Raw genomic sequence first — 16,744 nt, forward strand, 5'->3', positions numbered from 1 at the left:
GAGGGGCTGGTGGAGGGTCGCCTTTCGTTTGTGGTGCTGTCGCCCTCTTGCTCCTCTCCCGCGAGGGAGAGGAAGGGGCCCGCCGTCCGCAGGACGGTGGGAAGGAGAGGGTTTACAGACGCTCGAAGCGTTACAGCTTCACCGGCTCCATCTTCGGGGTCAGCAGGTGGACGACCAGCAGGGCCAGCAGGTAGGCGCTGGCGGCGACGATGAAGATCGGGGTGTAGCTGCCGATCTTGTCGAGCACCCAGCCGGCGTACTTGGCCATGGCCATGCCGCCGAAGGCCCCGACCATGCCGCCGATGCCGACCACCGAGCCTACCGCCGAGCGTGGGAAGACGTCCGAGGGCAGGGTGTAGAGGTTGGCCGAGAAGCCCTGGTGGGCGGCGGTGGCGACACCGATGATCAGCACGGCCATCCACAGGTTGTCGACGACCGCGCCGAGGCAGACCGGCACGGCCAGCAGGGCGCAGATCAGCATGGCGGTCTTGCGGGCGGCGTTGAGGCTCATGCCGCGCTTCATCATCGCCGAGCTCATCCAGCCGCCGCCGACGCTGCCGACGTCGCTGAGCAGATAGATGCACACCAGCGGGATGCCGAAGGTCTTCAGATCAAGGCCGTGCTTCTTGGACAGGAAGTCCGGCAGCCAGAAGAGGAACATCCACCAGATCGGATCGATCAGGAACTTGCCCAGCGCATAGGCCCAGGTTTCCTTGATGGTCAGCAGCTTCAGCCAGCCAACTTTCTCAACCGGGTCAGCCGGGTCCTGTTCGATCCAGGCCAGCTCGGCGGCGCCGAGGGCCTTCTGCTCGCGCGGGCGGCGGTAGACGATGAGCCAGATCGGCAGCCACAGCAGGCCGGCGATGCCGGTCACGACGAAGGCCACCTGCCAGCCCCAGGCCAGCACCAGGGCCGGCACGACCAGCGGGGTGACGATGGCGCCGATGTTGGTGCCGGCGTTGAACAGGCCGGTGGCGAAGGCGCGTTCCTTCTTGGGGAACCACTCGGCCACGGCCTTGATCCCGCCCGGGAAGCCGCCGCCCTCGCCAACGCCCAGCAGGACGCGGGCCGCGATCATCTGGTTCAGCGAGCTGACGCCGGCGTGGGCGATGTGGCCGATCTGCCAGATCAGGAAGGCGATGCCGAAGCCCCAGCGGGCCCCGATCCGGTCGATGAAGCGGCCGAACAGCAGGTAGGAGATGGCGTAGGCGGCCTGGAAGTAGAAGATGATGTCGGCGTACTGCGTCTCGGTCCAGCCGAACTCGGCCGACAGGGTGGGTTTCAGCACCCCCAGCATCTGGCGATCGACGTAGTTGATGACCATCGCCGCGAACAACAGCGTGCAGATCAGCCAGCGGTAGTTGCCGACCTTGATGGCCCCTGACTCTGCGGGGGGCGAAGCGTCAGCCTCGGTCGCGCTGCTCATGTACCGTTTCCTCTTCCCCGATCGGCCTCGCCGGTTTCGCCCGGCATAGGATTTCACCGAAAGTCCCAAAGTCGATGCGCGCGGATTGTCCCGCGACGATGTCATGCACGCCGGTGACCGCGCCCGTGGTCACCAGGTCGCCGGCTTTCAGCGGCCGGCCACGCGCCGCGCAATGGCCCAGCAGCCAGGCGAAGGCCTCGGCCGGGCCGTCCGGCAGGTCGCCGGCCGAGCCGGTTCCGACCAGGGCGCCGTCGATGAAGGTCTTGCAGGTCAGGCTGTCGAAGGCCCGGTCCCGCCAGCCCTCGACGCTCTGGCCGAGGATCAGGCCCCAGTTGTTGCCGAAATCGCTGGCCACCACGGTGGGGCCGAGCAGGTTGATGGTGGCCAGCGGGCTGCCGGCGGTCTCGACGCCGACGAACAGGGCGTCGGCCAGGTCGAGGGCTTCCTGCGCGGTCCAGCGGGTCTTGTCAGTCGGGGCGTCGGCGCCCAAGCGGTAGACGAACTCACCCTCGACGGCGGCGAACCCGCCGACGAAGACCGGGAAGTCGAGGACCTCGCCGGGTTCTGAAATCCAGAGGTTGCGGGCGAACACCGGACCGGCCACGCGCTGCTCGCCGAGCTTGCCCTGCAGTTCCGGCGCGATGCGGCCGACCTTCCAGCCGACGGGGGTTTCGCCCCATTGGGCCAGGGCCTCGTCCTGCACGGCATAGGAGGCGGCCAGGGCGGCCGGGATGTCGCCGGGAAAGTCGGGCAGGGCCCTGGCGTCACGCCGGGCCGTCGTGAATTCGCGGGCGATATCGGCGCTGATGTCGCCGGTCGCGCTGCTGGCCGCCGATCCCTTCAAGCCGTTGGTCCTCCCCCGAAGCTTTCTTCGCCGTTGCCGGCGCCCCATTGTCGGGGTCGGGATTGTCTCTAGAGGAAACCGGTGTCATTTTCAATCCGCAGTCGGCGAAAAGGCCGACGCGATGATCCGTTGGGGAGTGAAAGTGGTGTTGAAACAAGGGCTTGCCGTCGCAGTTTTAGGGTTCGCGGCCTGTTTTGCGCCGCTGGGCGGGGTCACGGCCCAAACACCTGAGTCGGCGACGGCCCCGCTGGCGTTCCCGGGCGCGCTGGGCTGGGCGGCGAAGACGCCAGGCGGGCGCGGCGGCGAGATCATCAAGGTGACCAACCTCAACGCCGACGGGCCTGGATCCTTCAGGGCGGCGGTCGAGGCCAAGGGGCCGCGCATCGTCGTGTTCGAGGTCGGCGGGGTGATCGACATGGGCGGCAAGACGCTGACGATTCGCGAACCCTTCCTGACGATTGCCGGGCAAACGGCTCCGTCGCCGGGGGTGACCCTGATCAAGGGCGGTATCGACCTGGCGACCCATGACGTGGTCGTCCAGCACATACGTGTGCGGCCCGGCGATGCCGGCTTTCCCAAGAAGTCGGGCAAGGACTTCGACAGCATCTCGACCCAGGGGATCAGCTACAACATCATCGTCGACCACTGCAGCCTGACCTGGGGCACGGACGAGAACCTGTCGGCCTCGGGTCCGCGGTTCGTCGGCGAGACGCCGGACGACTGGCGCGCGGGGACCTCCCGCAACATCACCTTCTCGAACAACATCATCGCCGAGAGCCTGCGCTATTCGACCCATGCCAAGATCGAGCATTCGAAGGGCAGCCTGATCCACGACAACATCACCGGCATGCTGATCGTCGGGAACCTCTACGCCCACAACTTCGAGCGTAACCCGATGTTCAAGGGCGGGGTGCGCGGGGTGGTGGTCAACAACCTGATCTACAATCCGGGCCAGCGGGCCATCCACTACAACCTGATGGCCGAGGAGTGGGGCGACAAACCCTGGCAGGTCGGCCAACTGGTGGCGGTCGGCAATGTGCTGCGCGGCGGCATGGATACGGCCGAGCACATCGCCTTCCTCGAGATCGGCGGCTACGGGGACCTGGAGTTCTACGGCAAGGACAACATCGCCCAGGACCGCTACGGCCGGCCGCTGCCGATGTTCGGGCGCTATACGACCAGCCCGGCCAGGATCATCCAGAAGTCCAGGCCGATGCTCTGGCCCGAGGGGCTGAAGGCCATGCCGGCCAGCGCCGTGCAGCAGTCTGTGCTGAAGAACGTCGGAGCCCGGCCCTGGGACCGCGACGCCAACGACGTGCAGCTGATCAGCGACACCGCCGAAGGCCGCGGGGCGATCATCGACAGTCAGGACGATCTGCACGGCTATCCCAATCCCAAGCCGACGGCGCGGCCGTTCAACCCCGAAGACTGGAACCTGTTCGACATGACGCCCAGGCGGCCGGAGGTGCTGGATGCCGGCGCCAAGGCGAAGGGGACGTAGCGGCAGTCTTCCCCTGCCGCGCCGGGCGCCGTATCGATCCTCGAACAATCGTTTGGGGACCTCGCCATGGCGCTCGATGCTGAAACCCGCGACCAGCTGGTCGACACTGTCCGCCGGTTCGTGACCGAGCGGCTGCGGCCGCTGGAAGCCTCCGTGGCCGAAGCAAACGCGGTGCCGGAGCCGATCATTGGCGAGATGCGCGATCTGGGCCTCTTCGGCCTGTCGATCCCCGAGGAGTACGGCGGCCTCGACCTCTCCATGGAAGACGAGTGCCTGGTGATCTTCGAGATGGGCCGCACCAGCCCGGCCTTCCGCTCGGAATTCGGCACCAATGTCGGCATCGGCAGCCAGGGTCTGGTGATGTTCGGCAATGACGATCAGAAGGCCAAATGGCTGCCCGGCATCGCCGCCGGCACGACGGTGACCAGCTTCGCTCTGACCGAGCCAGAGGCCGGTTCGGACAGCGCCGCGGTCCAGACCCGCGCCATCCTCGACGGCGACGCCTATGTGCTGAACGGCTCGAAGCGCTACATCACCAACGCCGCCAAGGCCGGGCTGTTCACCGTGATGGCCCGCAGCAATCCGGATGTGAAGGGCGGCGGCGGGGTGTCGGCCTTCCTGGTGCCGAGCGACCTGCCGGGCATCACCGTCGGCCCGCCTGAGAAGAAGATGGGCCAGCACGGCGCTCAGATCCACGACATCACCTTCGACAATGTCCGGGTGCCGGTCGAGAACCGCCTGGGCGAAGAGGGCGAGGGCTTCAAGGTTGCCATGCAAGTGCTCGACAAGGGCCGCCTGCACATCGGCGCCCTGTGCGTCGGGGTGGCCGAGCGGCTTATCGCCGACTGCGTGGCCTACGCCGGCGAGCGCAAGCAGTTCGGCCAGGCGCTGAGCAATTTCCAGATGGTCCAGGCCATGCTGGCCGACAGCAAGACCGAATGCATGGCCGCCCGCGCCCTGGTGCTGGAAAGCGCCCGCAAGCGCGATGCCGGCCAGACCATCGTGCTGGAGGCGGCGGCGGCCAAATACTACGCCTCGGAGATGGTTGGCCGGGTGGCGGACCGGGCGGTGCAGATCTTCGGCGGCGCCGGCTACGTCGCCGACTACGGCATCGAGCGGCTGTACCGCGACGTGCGCATCTTCCGCATCTACGAGGGCACCAGCCAGGTGCAGCAGCTGGTCATTGCCCGCGAGACGATGAAGCGGGGCGGCTAGAGCCGCCCGCTACAGCATGTGGACATAGACCTCGTTCTCGGCGATCCGCCCGTCCTTCAGGATTACCAGATCAAACCCCCGCATCTTCGTCACGCCGTCCGGCATGGCGATGTCGCAGTACCAGCGGCCGCAGAAGCCGCCGTCGATGGCCCACACCGTCTCAGGCGTATAGGTCATCGGCGGCGTCGCCCCGAACAGGCCCTCGAGATAGGTCTTCAGGGCCGCATGGCCGGTGATGCCGGCCGCGGTGTTGTTGTCCTTGTAGAGGCAGTCCTCGGCATAGAAGCCGAGCAGGGCGGGGACATCCTTGGCCGTCCAGGCGGCAAGCCAGCGGGTGTTGAAATCCTCGATATCCATCACGCGGTCTCCAGCACCCGGGCGACGTGGGCGTCGGTGAAGATGTCGGGCGGCAGGGTCTCGGGCCCGGCCATGACCGCGAACCCGTGGGCCCCGAGCATCGGGTCTTCGGCGCTCCTGTCGAAGTGGTGGCGGCGGCGAGCTTTAGCCTCGTCCCCGAACTCGGCGTCGAGGGCCGAGGTGATCCTGGCCGCGATGCGCAGGCGGCGCAGGCGCTCGGCCCGCTCCTCGGCGTAGGCGGCGAAGTCCCAGCTGTCGCCGGTCAGGATGTCGCTGACGATGCGGACATCGCGGTAGGTGATCGAGAGGCCCAGCCCGATGATCGGGTCGTTCCAGCCGGCGGCGTCGCCGACCAGCACCACGCCCTCGGCGTAGGGGGTGTCGGTCCAGCTGTCGTTGTTGAAGTAGCTGAGCAGGGGGCCCGCGGGGGTCGCCTGGGCGATGGCCTCGTTCATGGGGCTGCACCGCATGCGGAAGGCGTCCAGGAACGCGCGGGCGCCGTCCGGACCGGTGAAGCGGCGCTTCTGGTCGAGGCCATAGCTTCCGTAGAGGCGGATGCGGCCCTGGCCCTGCGGGAAGGCGAGGAAGGCGAAGTCGCCCTCGGTGCCGATGGCCTGCAGGTCGTCGGGCCAGGCGTGGGCGTTCTCGACCAGCAGGCCGGCGAACCAGTGGTGCGGCTTGTCCTGGTGCAGGGGCACGCCGGCCTTCTCGCGCACGAAGCTGGTGCGGCCGTCGGCCCCGACGATCAGGCGGCAGGAGACGGTGCGCTCCACATCGTCGTGGACGTAGGTGACCGTCGGGTTGGCTCCCGGCTGGATCGCCGTCACCCGCGCCCCTCGCAGGCCCTTGGCGCCCCGGCGAACGGCCTCGTCGAACAGGGTCTGGCAATGGTGCGGATTGCCGATGCACAGCGGCCCCGGCACCTCCGGCAGGAACATGGAGAGGGGCAGGGTGCGGGCCTCGGCTTCTTCCGGCGTGCGGCTTTCGTCATAGGTGATGTGGCGGGCGAGATGATGGCCGCCGGCCGCCATCAGGACGTCGTAGAGGCCCAGCCGCCGCGTCTCCGCCACGCCCCAGGGCGCGATCCATTCGCCCCGCACGCGGTCCTCGAACACCTCGGTCTGCTCGAGCAGAAGCACATCGACGCCCCGCGCCGCCAGCACGGCCGCCAGGGCTGAGCCGCCGATGCCGCCGCCGACGATGACGATCTCATGGTCCATTGCGTCTCTCCCGCGCGCAGGGGCGGTCTCACGCCGTCCTTACGTGGACGTCAGCCTACGCCGGACGGAAGCGGCTGCAATGGTGACTTGGCGTCAGCCTTTTCGTTTTCCCGGACGGTAGATCTCCACGACGTGGCCCTTCAGCTGTTCCTCGGTGAACAGCACCGGCTTGAAGCGGTGCGCCGCGAACACCGGCGCCTGGTCGGCATAGTGTTTCGAGCGCTTGTCCAGGGTGGCGGAGCCGAACTGATGGACGCTCTGGCTGGAGAGCCTGCCCTCGCGATCCCAGCTGACGACCATGATGTAGGTGTCGCCGGCCACGGCCGTCAGCCGGCCGTCCTTGCCGGGCTCGCCGTAGATGGCGCGCAGGGTGTCGGGGCCGCCGTCGACGGGCAGATTGACGTCGCCGCGCACCAGGCGGTTGACCTCGCCCCACTCGGGATCGATGCGGCCGAAGTGCTTCTTCAGGTCTGCCATCGTCTGGCGAAGGGCGGTCAGGGTGTCGGGGTGCGGTCCGCCGTCCCTGGGGCCGACATCAACGAGCCAGGCCGTGCCGATGGCCAGGGCGGCGGCGCGGCTCTTCACATCGGCGCGCAAGTCCCAGCCGCTCAACAGGGTCTGGGCGGCCTTCAGCCCGGCGTCGCCGCCGCGCATGGCGAGAACCTCGCGGACGACAGCCGCCACCCGCGAGCGGGGGCTGTAGGCGACATCGAACTTGTAGGTCAGGAACTCTTCCGGCGTGATCGAAGTGTCCGCGCCGAAGGTCTCCAGCTCGCGCCAGGACCGGTTGGTCATGTCGGTCTGGATGCCCATCGACGGGGCAAAATTGCGAGGGTCGAGGCCCTCGCCGTCGGGGGTGGCGCGGAAGGGCGTATTGTTGGCGTTGAAGACGAGGCCGCCCTTGGGACTCCACAGCTGGGGCACGCGGCCGAAGGGCAGGTAGCCGTTCCAGATCAGGTCCGATCGGTCGCCGGGCAGCTCGCCCTGCCAGTCGATGCCGTTTACGTCCGGCCGGTTGGGAAACTGGCCGTTGTAGACGTAAGCCACCACGCCCGTCCGGTCGGCGTAGATGTAGTTGATGCTGGGCAGGGCCTGAAGCGCCATCGCCGCGCGCCATTGCTCGGCGGTGCGGGCATTGTTCAGCCGCCAGTACTGCAGCGGTTGGCGCACCTCGCCCATGCCAGCGAAGCGCAGGGCGAAGAGGCCGGCCTTGGTCTCGAAGACCGGGCCGTGGACCGAGCGCAGGACCGGCTTGTTGACCGTGACGTGGAACGGGCCCCAGAGCTTCACCCGCATCTTCGCTTCGGAGCGTTCGAAGTCCTTCCAGGCGCCGTCGAGGCGGTACTGGTTCTTGTTCTTCGGGTTGATGACCAGCCGATAGGTGTCGATCAGGTCCGGCTTGTTGACCGTGTTGGCCCAGCCGAGGTCGGCGTTATGGCCATGCAGCATGAAGGGCGAGCCGGGAAAGAAGCCGCCGGCGACGTGCCAGCCTTCGCCGCTCTCGATCACCGCCTCGTACCAGGCGACCGCGCCGGTGAAGGGCTGGTGGCTGTTGACCAGCAGGCGGGTGGCGCCGTCGGCCGATCGCGAGGGGGCGACGGCGACGCCGTTCGAACCCTTGGGCGTCGGGTCTTCCGGCAGGTCGTTGAGGCGCTTCAGCTCTGCGTCGAGGCCGTAGAAGAACGGCGTCTTGAAGACGAAGCCGGCGGCGATGTCCTTGCCGCTGACCGGCAGCAGGCCGGGGGCGACCTGGTCTGGATGCTGGGCGCCGTAGAGGTTGATCCCGTCGGCGTAGGCTTCCAGCACGGCGCGTACGTCCGGCGGCAGCTGGGTCTCATAACCGGCGTCGACCGCCTTCCAGACTCCCAGCAGGCTGACGATGTAGTCGGTCGGCGCCGCGCCCAGACCCTTCTCGCCCGCCAGCTTGCCGCGGGTGGCCAGGGTGACCTCCTGGATGGTGGCGAAATCGTCCTCGGCGTGGGCGAAGGCGAGGCCGAAGGCGGCGTCGGCGTTGGTCTTGCCCAGGATGTGCGGCACGCCCCAGTCGTCTCGGCGAATCTGGACGTCGTAGCGGTCGGCGCGGGCGATCAGAGCCTTGGTGTCGGCCTTCCCCGGCCGGTTCGGCAGGTCGACGACCAGCAGGCCGGCCCCCACCAGAACCGCAAGCACGACCAGGCCGATCAGACCCCTGACAATCCACCGCATCCCGCCATCCCCCGATTTTTCGGCCATGGTAGCGAAATTTCGCGGGTCTGCATCCAAACCGGCGCCGCGCCGCCTCTGGAGGTGTGGAGGATTTCAATGAAGCGAACTTGTCTGCTGGCCCTCGCGCTGGCTCTGACCCCGGCGCTGGCGCAAGCCCAGACGGTCTACAGCTATGTGCGGACCAATCTCGACGGCAGCGAACCGGAAACCATCCGCGTCTGGTCGCCCGATGGCGTTCACGTCGAGGTCGCAAAGATGGTCGCCCCCTGCACCGACGCCGCCCTGGTCACCGCCGAGATGGAGCGGGTCGGCGGCTATGCCCGCAGCCTGGTTGGCGGCCGGCTGCAGCGGGACGGCACGCAGCGCCCGGTGGCCTATCTGACCTACAATGCGGCCACCGGCGGTATCGAGGCGGAGGTCCGTCTGCCGGACCAGACGTTGAAGGCCAGCGCCAAGGTCACCCCGGGGCCCTGGCACCTCTACGACTTCGACCTGGCCAGCCTGACGGTGCTTGGGCCCCGGCCGGCCGCCGACTTCGCCTTCGACATGGCTCTGGTCTGGCCCGACGCCGCGCCGGACTTTCTCAGCGTCATGGGCCGGGCCGAGGCCCGTTTCGTCGGCCGCGAGCAGCATCTGGGCCGTGAGGCGCTCAAATTCGAGGTCGGCGGCCCGGCCTTCAAGGGCAAGGGCGGCCCGCTCTGGCTCGATGCGGCCGGCGGCCATGTGCTGGAGGCCAGATTCGGCGTCCCCAATCATTCCGAGTACCGGGACTTCCAGTTGACCCTGACGGGAACCGCCACGGCGGACGAGGCGGGCTGGCGGACGCTGCTCAAGAGCCACTTCGCCGGCTGTCCCCTAAGGTAAGCCCCGATCCTTTCATCACTTTTGCCCTTTCGTCTTGCTCCGCATACCTCCGGCGGGCTAGGCAGGGCCCGCGCAAGGGTGCGGACAGGGGACCCCTCGAAGGGTCGCCGACGCGCTTAAAGTAACAAGATGGAGGACGCCGGTGATGGACGGCGAAGTCTCGATTCCGGGTCTCGGAATTCCTGGTCTCGATCAGGCCCCGACCAATCACGCCAAACTGGTCGCCTGGGTGCGCGAGATCGCCGCCCTGACCAAGCCGGCGGCGGTCCACTGGTGCGATGGTTCTGACGAGGAGTTCGCGCTGCTCACCGACCGGCTGGTCGAGCTGGGCACGCTGCAACGCCTGAACCCGGACAAGCGTCCCAACAGCTTCTACGCCGCCTCCGACCCGCGCGACGTCGCCCGCGTCGAGAGCCGCACCTTCATCTGCTCGCAAAACGAGATCGACGCCGGGCCGACCAACAACTGGTCCGAGCCGAACGCCATGCGCGACCGCCTGAACGGCCTGTTCGACGGCTGCATGGCCGGCCGGACGATGTACGTCGTGCCCTTCTGCATGGGCCCCATCGGGTCGCCGATCTCCGCCCTCGGCGTCGAGATCACCGACAGCGCCTATGTCGCCATCTCGATGCGGGTGATGACCCGCATGGGCAAGCAGGCTCTCGACATGATGGGCGCCAACGGCTTTTTCGTGCCGGCCGTCCACACGCTCGGCGCGCCGCTGGCCGAGGGCGAGAAGGACGTGCCGTGGCCCTGCAACGAGGAAAAGTGGATCGTCCACTTCCCCGAGAGCCGCGAGATCTGGTCCTACGGCTCGGGCTATGGCGGCAACGCCCTGCTTGGCAAGAAGTGCTACGCCCTGCGCATCGCCTCGGTCATGGCCCGCGATGAAGGCTGGCTGGCCGAGCACATGCTGATCCTCAAGCTGACCAATCCCAAGGGTGTGGTGAAGTATGTGGCGGCGGCATTCCCGAGCGCCTGCGGCAAGACCAACCTGGCCATGCTCGAGCCGACCATTCCCGGCTGGAAGGCCGAGACGGTCGGTGACGACATCTGCTGGATGCGGTTCGGCCCCGACGGCCAGCTGCGGGCCATCAACCCGGAAGCAGGCTTCTTCGGCGTGGCGCCGGGCACCGGCATAGGCACCAACAAGAACGCCATCGACGCCCTGAACCGCGACTGCGTGTTCACCAACGTCGCCCTGACCCCGGACGGCGACGTCTGGTGGGAAGGCCTGACCGACGAGCCGCCGCCGAACCTGACCGACTGGCGGGGCAATCCCTGGACCCCGGCCTCGGAATCCCCGGCCGCCCACCCCAACGCCCGCTTCACCGTCGCCGCCCACCAGTGCCCGGTGATCGCCGACGAGTGGGCCGACCCCGCCGGCGTGCCGATCAGCGCCATCCTGTTCGGCGGCCGCCGAGCCAGCGCCGTGCCGCTGGTCACCGAGGCCTTCGACTGGGAGCACGGTGTGTTCCTGGCTTCAAACACCGCGTCCGAAGGCACGGCCGCGGCCGAGAACAAGGTCGGCGAGTTGCGCCGCGACCCGTTCGCGATGCTGCCCTTCTGCGGCTACAACATGGGCGACTACTTCGCCCACTGGCTCAGCGTCGGCGCCAAGGCCGACCCGGCCAAGCTGCCGAAAATCTTCTTCGTCAACTGGTTCCGCAAGGACGGCGGCAAGTTCGTCTGGCCGGGCTATGGCGAGAACAGCCGCGTGCTGAAGTGGATCTTCGACCGCCTGGAAGGCGAGGCCGAAGCCGTCGACACCGCCATCGGCCGCCTGCCCGCCAAGGGCAGTCTCGATGTGTCGGGTCTCGACCTGTCCGACGAGAAGCTGCACCTGCTGCTCAGCGTCGACGCCGATGTCTGGCGCGAGGAAGCCTCGCTGATCCCGGCCTTCTACGAACGCTTCGGCGACCGCATGCCGGCGGCGCTGTGGGGGCAGTACGAGGCGCTGATGACGCGGCTCGGCGCCAAGGCCAAGGACGGCGAGCGCGAGTTGGAGCTGGTGTAAGCCGAGCTCTAATCTCTGGCGATGTACGAAAGGGCGGCCGGTGGGCCGCCCTTTCCATTTTCAGTTCCGTCCGCCAATCGGCGGGCGCGAGGGGATGCCGTTGTCACGCGGCATCCTGTTGCCCGAGTAGCCGCTGCCTCTGGTTCGTCGTGCTTCCACCAACGTAACCGAAAGCCCATTGCGATTGGCCATCCGAACCCTCCCGATGCGACTGTTCTCGGGCAGATGATCCCAAATGTCGTCGAAGAGCAGGTCAACGTCGGCGCCGGAGGGCGCGGCCAGGCAAAGCCGACGCGCGCCTTTGTCGAGTTGGCTCTCCCCGACCGAGGCGACCCTGACCGGATTGGCCTTGAGCCAGACCTTGACGCGCCTGAGCACGGCTTCGTCCACTCGGCCGCCGCGTGGTTCCAAGGTCAGGGTGACGTCACAACCCTCGGCCGACGCGGACCCCACGCCGGCGAACGACAACACGACCGCAGCGGCGGCCAGAATTCTGAACTTCACTGATGATCCCCCAATTGTCCTGGCTGCCCCGCCTTCGTGTCAGTTCCGTTCGCCCACAGGCGGCCGGGTATTGACGCCATTGTCCCTCGGCATTCGGCCGCCGCCGGCGCCGCGATTGTACCGGCGGCCCTCCCCGGCGCCGTACCGGCCGGGCTTGGTGTCGAAGCGATCGCCGTCGCGACTGACCAAGGTGATCGGAGCCTGACTGCTCATTTCCGGCAGCCGGCCCTTCAGGTGGGCGAACAACTGACGGACGGTTTCCGCCGACGCAGCCTGGATGCAGAGCGTCTGTTCGCCATCATCGCCCCAGGTTGCCGATGTCACCCCGGCTACGAGTTCGGCCTTGTCCCGGAGTGAGGCCTGAATCCAGTCCAGGGAGGTCCGGTCGATGCCGTGGCCGTAGCTGCCAAAGACTACCGCCACGTCGCAGCCTTGGCTGGCCGGCAGCGGCGCGGCCTTTTGCGCGGCCAGGGCGTCGTTGGCGCAGCAGGCGGCCAGAAAGACCGCAGCCAAAGTCAGGCTGGTGATTTTCAAGCGCGAAGTCCCCCAACTGAGCGCCAAGGCGGCTGGGCCGCGACGACGGTTGCGAGCCTAGCCCGGACCGCCCTTGGTGTGGAAGTGGCCACCGGTCCTGCTCAGCGCCGTGATCGGGGCCTTCTTGCCGACGGTCGGGAGCTGTTTCACCACGCCGCTGAACACCGGCTTGATGGCGGCCGGCGAGGTCGCCGTCACGCAGACGGTGCGTTCGCCCTCGCGGCCCCAAGGGGTGACCTTGACGTCGGCGACCAGATCCTTGTGCTCGCCAAGCCAGGTTTCGACACGGGCGTAGGCTTCGCTGTCGATGCCCATGGCGTAACTGCCGAAGGAGATGGAGATGTCGCAGCCTTCGCCGTGGGGCACGGTCGGCGGCGGCTCGGCGCCGCTGTCGGTGGCGCAGGCTGTGGCCAGCATTGCGACTGCGGCGAGGGCGAGGAAGGGTTTCATGCGGCGGCTCCCATGAACTTCGGCAGCCAGCCCTCATGGGCGGCCCGCAGCTTGTCCAGCTCGATGGAGAAAAGGCCCCGCGAGGCGAAGGCGTTCCCGCCGGCCTGACCGACCACTGAGGCGTGCAGGCCGGCCTCGGCGGCGGCTTTCAGGATCGCCGCCGGGTCGGCGACGGCGACCAGGTAGCGGGCCTGGTCCTCGCCGAACAGGAAGGGGTGGGCGTGGGCGGCGCTCGAGGCGTCGAGGGTGACGCCGACGCCGCTGGCCAGGGCCATCTCGGCGGCGCCGATGGCCAGGCCGCCGTCGGAGAGGTCGTGGACGCATCTCAGGGCGCCCGACAGGATGTGCTTGCGGACGAAGTCGCCGGTGCGGCGCTCGAGGTCCAGATCGACGGGCGGCGGGGCGCCGTCTTCGCGACCGAGCAGTTCGCGCAGGTAGAGGCTGGCGCCCAGCTCGCCGTGGTTGACGCCGATGACGACCAGGGTGTCGCCGTCCTTCATCGAGGAGAAGTCGGCGCGTTGGCTGTACTCGGTCAGCAGGCCGACGGCGCCGACGGTCGGGGTCGGCGGAATGCCCTTGCCGTTGGTCTCGTTGTAGAGGCTGACGTTGCCGCTCACGACCGGGAAGTCCAGGGCGCGGCAGGCTTCGGCCATGCCCTCGATGGCCTTGACGATCTGACCCATGATCTCGGGGCGCTCGGGATTGCCGAAGTTGAGGTTGTCGGTGATGGCGATCGGGTCGGCGCCGACGGCGGTGAGGTTGCGCCAGGCTTCGGCCACGGCCTGTTTGCCGCCCTCGTAGGGGTCGTTCAGCACATAGCGCGGGGTGCAGTCGCTGGTCACGGCCAGGGCCTTGCGGGTGCCGTGGACACGGACGATGCCCGCGTCGGCGCCGGTGGCGCTGTCTTCCAGGGTGTCGGCCATGACGTGGCGGTCGTACTGCTCCCACAGCCAGCGCTTGGAGGCGACGTCCGGGCAGCTCATCAGCTTGAGGACGGCGTCTTCCCAGTCGGCGGGGGCGGGGACGGCCTTCGGGTCGACGTGCGGGTGCTTGACCGGCTCGGTCCAGGGACGGTCGTAGAGCGGGGCGTCGTCGGACAGCGGGCTAAGCGGCAGGTCGCAGACGATCTCGCCCTTGTGCTTCAGCACGATGTGGCCGGTGTCGGTGGTGAAGCCGATGATGGCGGCGTCCAGGCCCCATTTCTCGAAGATGGCGTGGCCGTCGCGCTCGCGGCCGGGCTTCAGGATGGCCAGCATCCGCTCCTGGCTTTCCGACAACATCATCTCATAGGCGGTCATGCCCTCTTCGCGCTGGGGCACCATGTCGAGGTCGAGCTCGATGCCGACGCTGCCCTTGCCGGCCATTTCGACCGAGGAGGAGGTGAGGCCGGCGGCGCCCATGTCCTGGATGGCGGCGACGGCGCCGGTGGCCATGAGCTCGAGGGTGGCCTCGATCAGCAGCTTTTCGGCGAAGGGGTCGCCGACCTGGACGGTCGGGCGCTTCTCGTCGCTGTCCTCGTCGAACTCGGCGCTGGCCATGGTGGCGCCGTGGATGCCGTCGCGGCCGGTCTTGGAGCCGAAGTAGACGACCGGCAGGCCGGCGGCGGGGGCGGCCGAGTAGAAGATCTTGTCGGCGTCGGCCAGGCCCACGCACATGGCGTTGACCAGGATGTTGCCATCGTAGCCGCGGTGGAAGTTGGTCTCGCCGGCGACAGTGGGGACGCCGACGCAGTTGCCGTAGCCGGCGATGCCGGCGACGACGCCCTCGACCAGGCGTTTGGTCTTGGGGTGGCTGGGGTCGCCGAACCGCAGGGCGTTGAGCAGGGCCACGGGCCGGGCGCCCATGGTGAAGACGTCGCGCATGATGCCGCCGACGCCGGTCGCCGCGCCCTGGTAGGGCTCGATGTAGCTGGGGTGGTTGTGGCTCTCCATCTTGAAGATGCAGGCCTGGCCGTCGCCGATGTCGACGACGCCGGCGTTTTCACCGGGGCCGCAGATGACGCGCGGGCCGGTGGTCGGGAATTTGCCGAGATGCTTGCGGCTGGACTTGTAGCTGCAGTGCTCGGACCACATCACCGAGAAGACGCCCAGTTCGACGAGGTTGGGCTCGCGATTCAGGCGCTTGAGGATGACCGCGTATTCATCGGGCTTGAGCCCGAATTCGGCGGCGGTTTCGACCATGGGCTTGGCGGAGGAGGGGGCGCTCATGGAAGAGGGCTTCTAGAGTGCTGCGCCCCCGCTGTGAACCGCCTCTCGCGCTATTGCGTGGCGGCGGTGGGCGCTGTTCGCATGCGCATCAGCGACCAGACCACCCCGATGGCGAACGGCGCGACCATCAGCACGAACTGCACCGCGCCCCAGGCCGGGCCGGACAGGGTGTAGAACTCGCCCAATTGCAGGGCCATGTGCTTGCCGCCGAGAATGTCCTGCAACCAGGGCCAGCCGAGCACGATCAGGAACAGGGTGCTGGTCACGGCGGTCAGCAGGGTCGCCTCGCGCGAGCCGCGCAGAGCGCTGAAGGCGCCGACCAGGGCGGTGACGAAGACGGCGCCGGCCATGGCCGCGACGGTCAGGCCCTTGTCGCCCTGCAGCAGGCCGAAGCCGTAGCCGACATACTCGGGATCGACCAGGCTGCGGAACGGGGCGGCGCTGTTGAGGCAGGCGGCGAACAGATGGGCGAAGCCGACCACGGCGCCGATGAAGCCGGTGCGGCCCCGGAACAGGGCGATCAGCCAGGCGATGACGATCACGCCGGAGACGCCGCCCGCAACATAGAGCCAGTTGACCTGACTGAAATCCATGGTCTTCCCCCGTTTGGTCGGCGAAGGTGGGGCCAAGCCGCCGGACGGCCAAGTTAATTCGCGCTCACGCAGGTATCGCAAGTCATGGCGAAATATCAGATCAACACGGTGGAGGACTATTTCGCCCTGCTCCCGGCCCGGGTCGCTCCGTTGATGGTTGAGGTCCGTGAGGCGATCCGCGTGGCCTTGCCGGAGGCGGAGGAGACGATCGCCTACGACATGCCGACCTACAAGATCGGTCTGCGCTACGTGATTCACTTTGCGGCCTGGAAGCGGCACTACTCGCTCTATCCGGTCGGAAACCTGGTGGTCGAGGCGCTGGGCGACGAACTGGCCGGGGTAGAGATCGACAAGAGCACCCTGAAGTTTGTCTATGACGAACCGGTCCCGACCGAGCTGATCGGCAAGATCGTCAAGCTGCGGGCGCGGGAGGAGGCCCACAAGAAGGGGCCGATCAAGCGCAAGCGCTAGGGATTCATCGACGTTCACTCCTTCCTCCATTCCCGCTCATCCCGGCATTCGCCGGGATGAGCGGTTGATGGAGAGGAAGGCCGATTGGCTCCAGTCGGGTCAGGCCACCCTACCGAAGCGGTCAACGATTATACCAAGCCGCCGGCTTGGGGAGTGAACATTCGGCAGCAACCCTTTGTTTTCGCGTGACAACGCGGTAGCGGCGAAGGCTGCGAATGTAGGCGCCGGCGTTGACGGGCCGTAGGCGCCGGGGCGGGAAATGTTGATGCGCTGGTGAGGCGGCATGCCTACGCCGGAAGCGCAAAGCGCTCAGGAGGTCGCGTCGCGCCGATTTTT

The 16,744-nt window shown here is 67.8% G+C and carries 15 protein-coding genes; 5 read left to right on the forward strand and 10 right to left on the reverse strand.

Annotated elements, in window-relative coordinates; genetic code table 11:
• Positions 1 to 130: 130 nt before the first annotated feature.
• Together AC2YG9_RS15200 and AC2YG9_RS15205 are read right to left on the reverse strand one after the other, a co-directional pair.
• Complete coding sequence (locus AC2YG9_RS15200; RefSeq protein WP_487298820.1) at positions 131 to 1,426, reverse strand: MFS transporter; 1,296 nt, start codon at positions 1,424 to 1,426, stop codon at positions 131 to 133.
• Positions 1,404 to 2,270 (reverse strand): 2-keto-4-pentenoate hydratase, encoded by an 867-nt coding sequence (locus AC2YG9_RS15205; RefSeq protein ID WP_487298821.1) that lies wholly within the window; start codon positions 2,268 to 2,270, stop codon positions 1,404 to 1,406. The genes AC2YG9_RS15200 and AC2YG9_RS15205 overlap by 23 nt, the downstream gene beginning before the upstream one ends.
• A gap of 148 nt (positions 2,271 to 2,418) precedes the next feature.
• On the opposite strand from AC2YG9_RS15205, the gene AC2YG9_RS15210 reads away from it, so the two are divergent.
• Positions 2,419 to 3,771, forward strand: a complete 1,353-nt coding sequence (locus tag AC2YG9_RS15210) for a pectate lyase family protein (RefSeq protein WP_487298822.1) — start codon at positions 2,419 to 2,421, stop codon at positions 3,769 to 3,771.
• Positions 3,772 to 3,837: 66 nt separating this feature from the next.
• Positions 3,838 to 4,986: an acyl-CoA dehydrogenase family protein gene (locus AC2YG9_RS15215; RefSeq protein ID WP_487298823.1), complete on the forward strand. Its 1,149-nt coding sequence runs from the start codon at positions 3,838 to 3,840 to the stop codon at positions 4,984 to 4,986.
• Positions 4,987 to 4,995: 9 nt separating this feature from the next.
• Here AC2YG9_RS15215 and AC2YG9_RS15220 read toward each other — a convergent pair whose 3' ends face one another.
• The 3 genes from AC2YG9_RS15220 to AC2YG9_RS15230 all read right to left on the reverse strand — a co-directional run bounded on the left by AC2YG9_RS15220 (position 4,996) and on the right by AC2YG9_RS15230 (position 8,768).
• Positions 4,996 to 5,343 (reverse strand): nuclear transport factor 2 family protein, encoded by a 348-nt coding sequence (locus AC2YG9_RS15220; RefSeq protein WP_487298824.1) that lies wholly within the window; start codon positions 5,341 to 5,343, stop codon positions 4,996 to 4,998.
• Positions 5,343 to 6,563 (reverse strand): FAD-dependent oxidoreductase, encoded by a 1,221-nt coding sequence (locus AC2YG9_RS15225; RefSeq protein WP_487298825.1) that lies wholly within the window; start codon positions 6,561 to 6,563, stop codon positions 5,343 to 5,345. Before AC2YG9_RS15225 ends, AC2YG9_RS15220 begins: the two co-directional genes overlap by 1 nt.
• Before the next feature lie 93 nt (positions 6,564 to 6,656).
• A complete protein-coding gene (locus AC2YG9_RS15230; RefSeq protein ID WP_487298826.1) occupies positions 6,657 to 8,768 on the reverse strand; it encodes an acylase in 2,112 nt (703 codons plus the stop codon).
• A gap of 96 nt (positions 8,769 to 8,864) precedes the next feature.
• Between AC2YG9_RS15230 and AC2YG9_RS15235 the strand changes: the two genes are divergently transcribed.
• Together AC2YG9_RS15235 and AC2YG9_RS15240 are read left to right on the forward strand one after the other, a co-directional pair.
• On the forward strand, positions 8,865 to 9,632 hold the full coding sequence (locus tag AC2YG9_RS15235) for a hypothetical protein (RefSeq protein ID WP_487298827.1): 768 nt from the start codon (positions 8,865 to 8,867) through the stop codon (positions 9,630 to 9,632).
• 145 nt (positions 9,633 to 9,777) lie between these two features.
• A complete protein-coding gene (locus AC2YG9_RS15240) occupies positions 9,778 to 11,649 on the forward strand; it encodes a phosphoenolpyruvate carboxykinase (GTP) (RefSeq protein WP_487298828.1) in 1,872 nt (623 codons plus the stop codon).
• Between the two features lie 60 nt (positions 11,650 to 11,709).
• Here the strand turns inward: AC2YG9_RS15240 and AC2YG9_RS15245 are convergent, their stop codons facing one another.
• From AC2YG9_RS15245 to AC2YG9_RS15265, 5 genes are read right to left on the reverse strand one after another with little or no spacing between them, the layout of a single operon-like run.
• Complete coding sequence (locus AC2YG9_RS15245) at positions 11,710 to 12,153, reverse strand: hypothetical protein (RefSeq protein ID WP_487298829.1); 444 nt, start codon at positions 12,151 to 12,153, stop codon at positions 11,710 to 11,712.
• A 39-nt stretch (positions 12,154 to 12,192) separates the two neighbouring features.
• Positions 12,193 to 12,687 (reverse strand): hypothetical protein, encoded by a 495-nt coding sequence (locus AC2YG9_RS15250; protein ID WP_487298830.1) that lies wholly within the window; start codon positions 12,685 to 12,687, stop codon positions 12,193 to 12,195.
• A 57-nt stretch (positions 12,688 to 12,744) separates the two neighbouring features.
• Complete coding sequence (locus tag AC2YG9_RS15255; RefSeq protein WP_487298831.1) at positions 12,745 to 13,137, reverse strand: hypothetical protein; 393 nt, start codon at positions 13,135 to 13,137, stop codon at positions 12,745 to 12,747.
• Positions 13,134 to 15,344 (reverse strand): phosphoribosylformylglycinamidine synthase subunit PurL, encoded by a 2,211-nt coding sequence (gene purL / locus AC2YG9_RS15260; RefSeq protein ID WP_487298832.1) that lies wholly within the window; start codon positions 15,342 to 15,344, stop codon positions 13,134 to 13,136. The genes AC2YG9_RS15255 and purL overlap by 4 nt, the downstream gene beginning before the upstream one ends.
• Before the next feature lie 50 nt (positions 15,345 to 15,394).
• Positions 15,395 to 15,937 (reverse strand): hypothetical protein, encoded by a 543-nt coding sequence (locus AC2YG9_RS15265; protein ID WP_487298833.1) that lies wholly within the window; start codon positions 15,935 to 15,937, stop codon positions 15,395 to 15,397.
• Between the two features lie 84 nt (positions 15,938 to 16,021).
• On the opposite strand from AC2YG9_RS15265, the gene AC2YG9_RS15270 reads away from it, so the two are divergent.
• On the forward strand, positions 16,022 to 16,408 hold the full coding sequence (locus tag AC2YG9_RS15270) for an iron chaperone (RefSeq protein WP_487298834.1): 387 nt from the start codon (positions 16,022 to 16,024) through the stop codon (positions 16,406 to 16,408).
• The last annotated feature ends 336 nt before the right edge of the window (positions 16,409 to 16,744 follow it).

This window comes from Caulobacter sp. SRI_014 (genome assembly GCF_057586315.1).

Coding starts and splice junctions, on each gene's coding strand:
- AC2YG9_RS15270 (WP_487298834.1), top strand. CDS start 16,022: ATGGCGAAATATCAGATCAACACGGTGGAGGACTATTTCGCCCTGCTC.
- AC2YG9_RS15230 (WP_487298826.1), bottom strand. CDS start 8,768: ATGCGGTGGATTGTCAGGGGTCTGATCGGCCTGGTCGTGCTTGCGGTT.
- AC2YG9_RS15235 (WP_487298827.1), top strand. CDS start 8,865: ATGAAGCGAACTTGTCTGCTGGCCCTCGCGCTGGCTCTGACCCCGGCG.
- purL (WP_487298832.1), bottom strand. CDS start 15,344: ATGAGCGCCCCCTCCTCCGCCAAGCCCATGGTCGAAACCGCCGCCGAA.
- AC2YG9_RS15200 (WP_487298820.1), bottom strand. CDS start 1,426: ATGAGCAGCGCGACCGAGGCTGACGCTTCGCCCCCCGCAGAGTCAGGG.
- AC2YG9_RS15240 (WP_487298828.1), top strand. CDS start 9,778: ATGGACGGCGAAGTCTCGATTCCGGGTCTCGGAATTCCTGGTCTCGAT.
- AC2YG9_RS15225 (WP_487298825.1), bottom strand. CDS start 6,563: ATGGACCATGAGATCGTCATCGTCGGCGGCGGCATCGGCGGCTCAGCC.
- AC2YG9_RS15265 (WP_487298833.1), bottom strand. CDS start 15,937: ATGGATTTCAGTCAGGTCAACTGGCTCTATGTTGCGGGCGGCGTCTCC.
- AC2YG9_RS15255 (WP_487298831.1), bottom strand. CDS start 13,137: ATGAAACCCTTCCTCGCCCTCGCCGCAGTCGCAATGCTGGCCACAGCC.
- AC2YG9_RS15215 (WP_487298823.1), top strand. CDS start 3,838: ATGGCGCTCGATGCTGAAACCCGCGACCAGCTGGTCGACACTGTCCGC.
- AC2YG9_RS15220 (WP_487298824.1), bottom strand. CDS start 5,343: ATGGATATCGAGGATTTCAACACCCGCTGGCTTGCCGCCTGGACGGCC.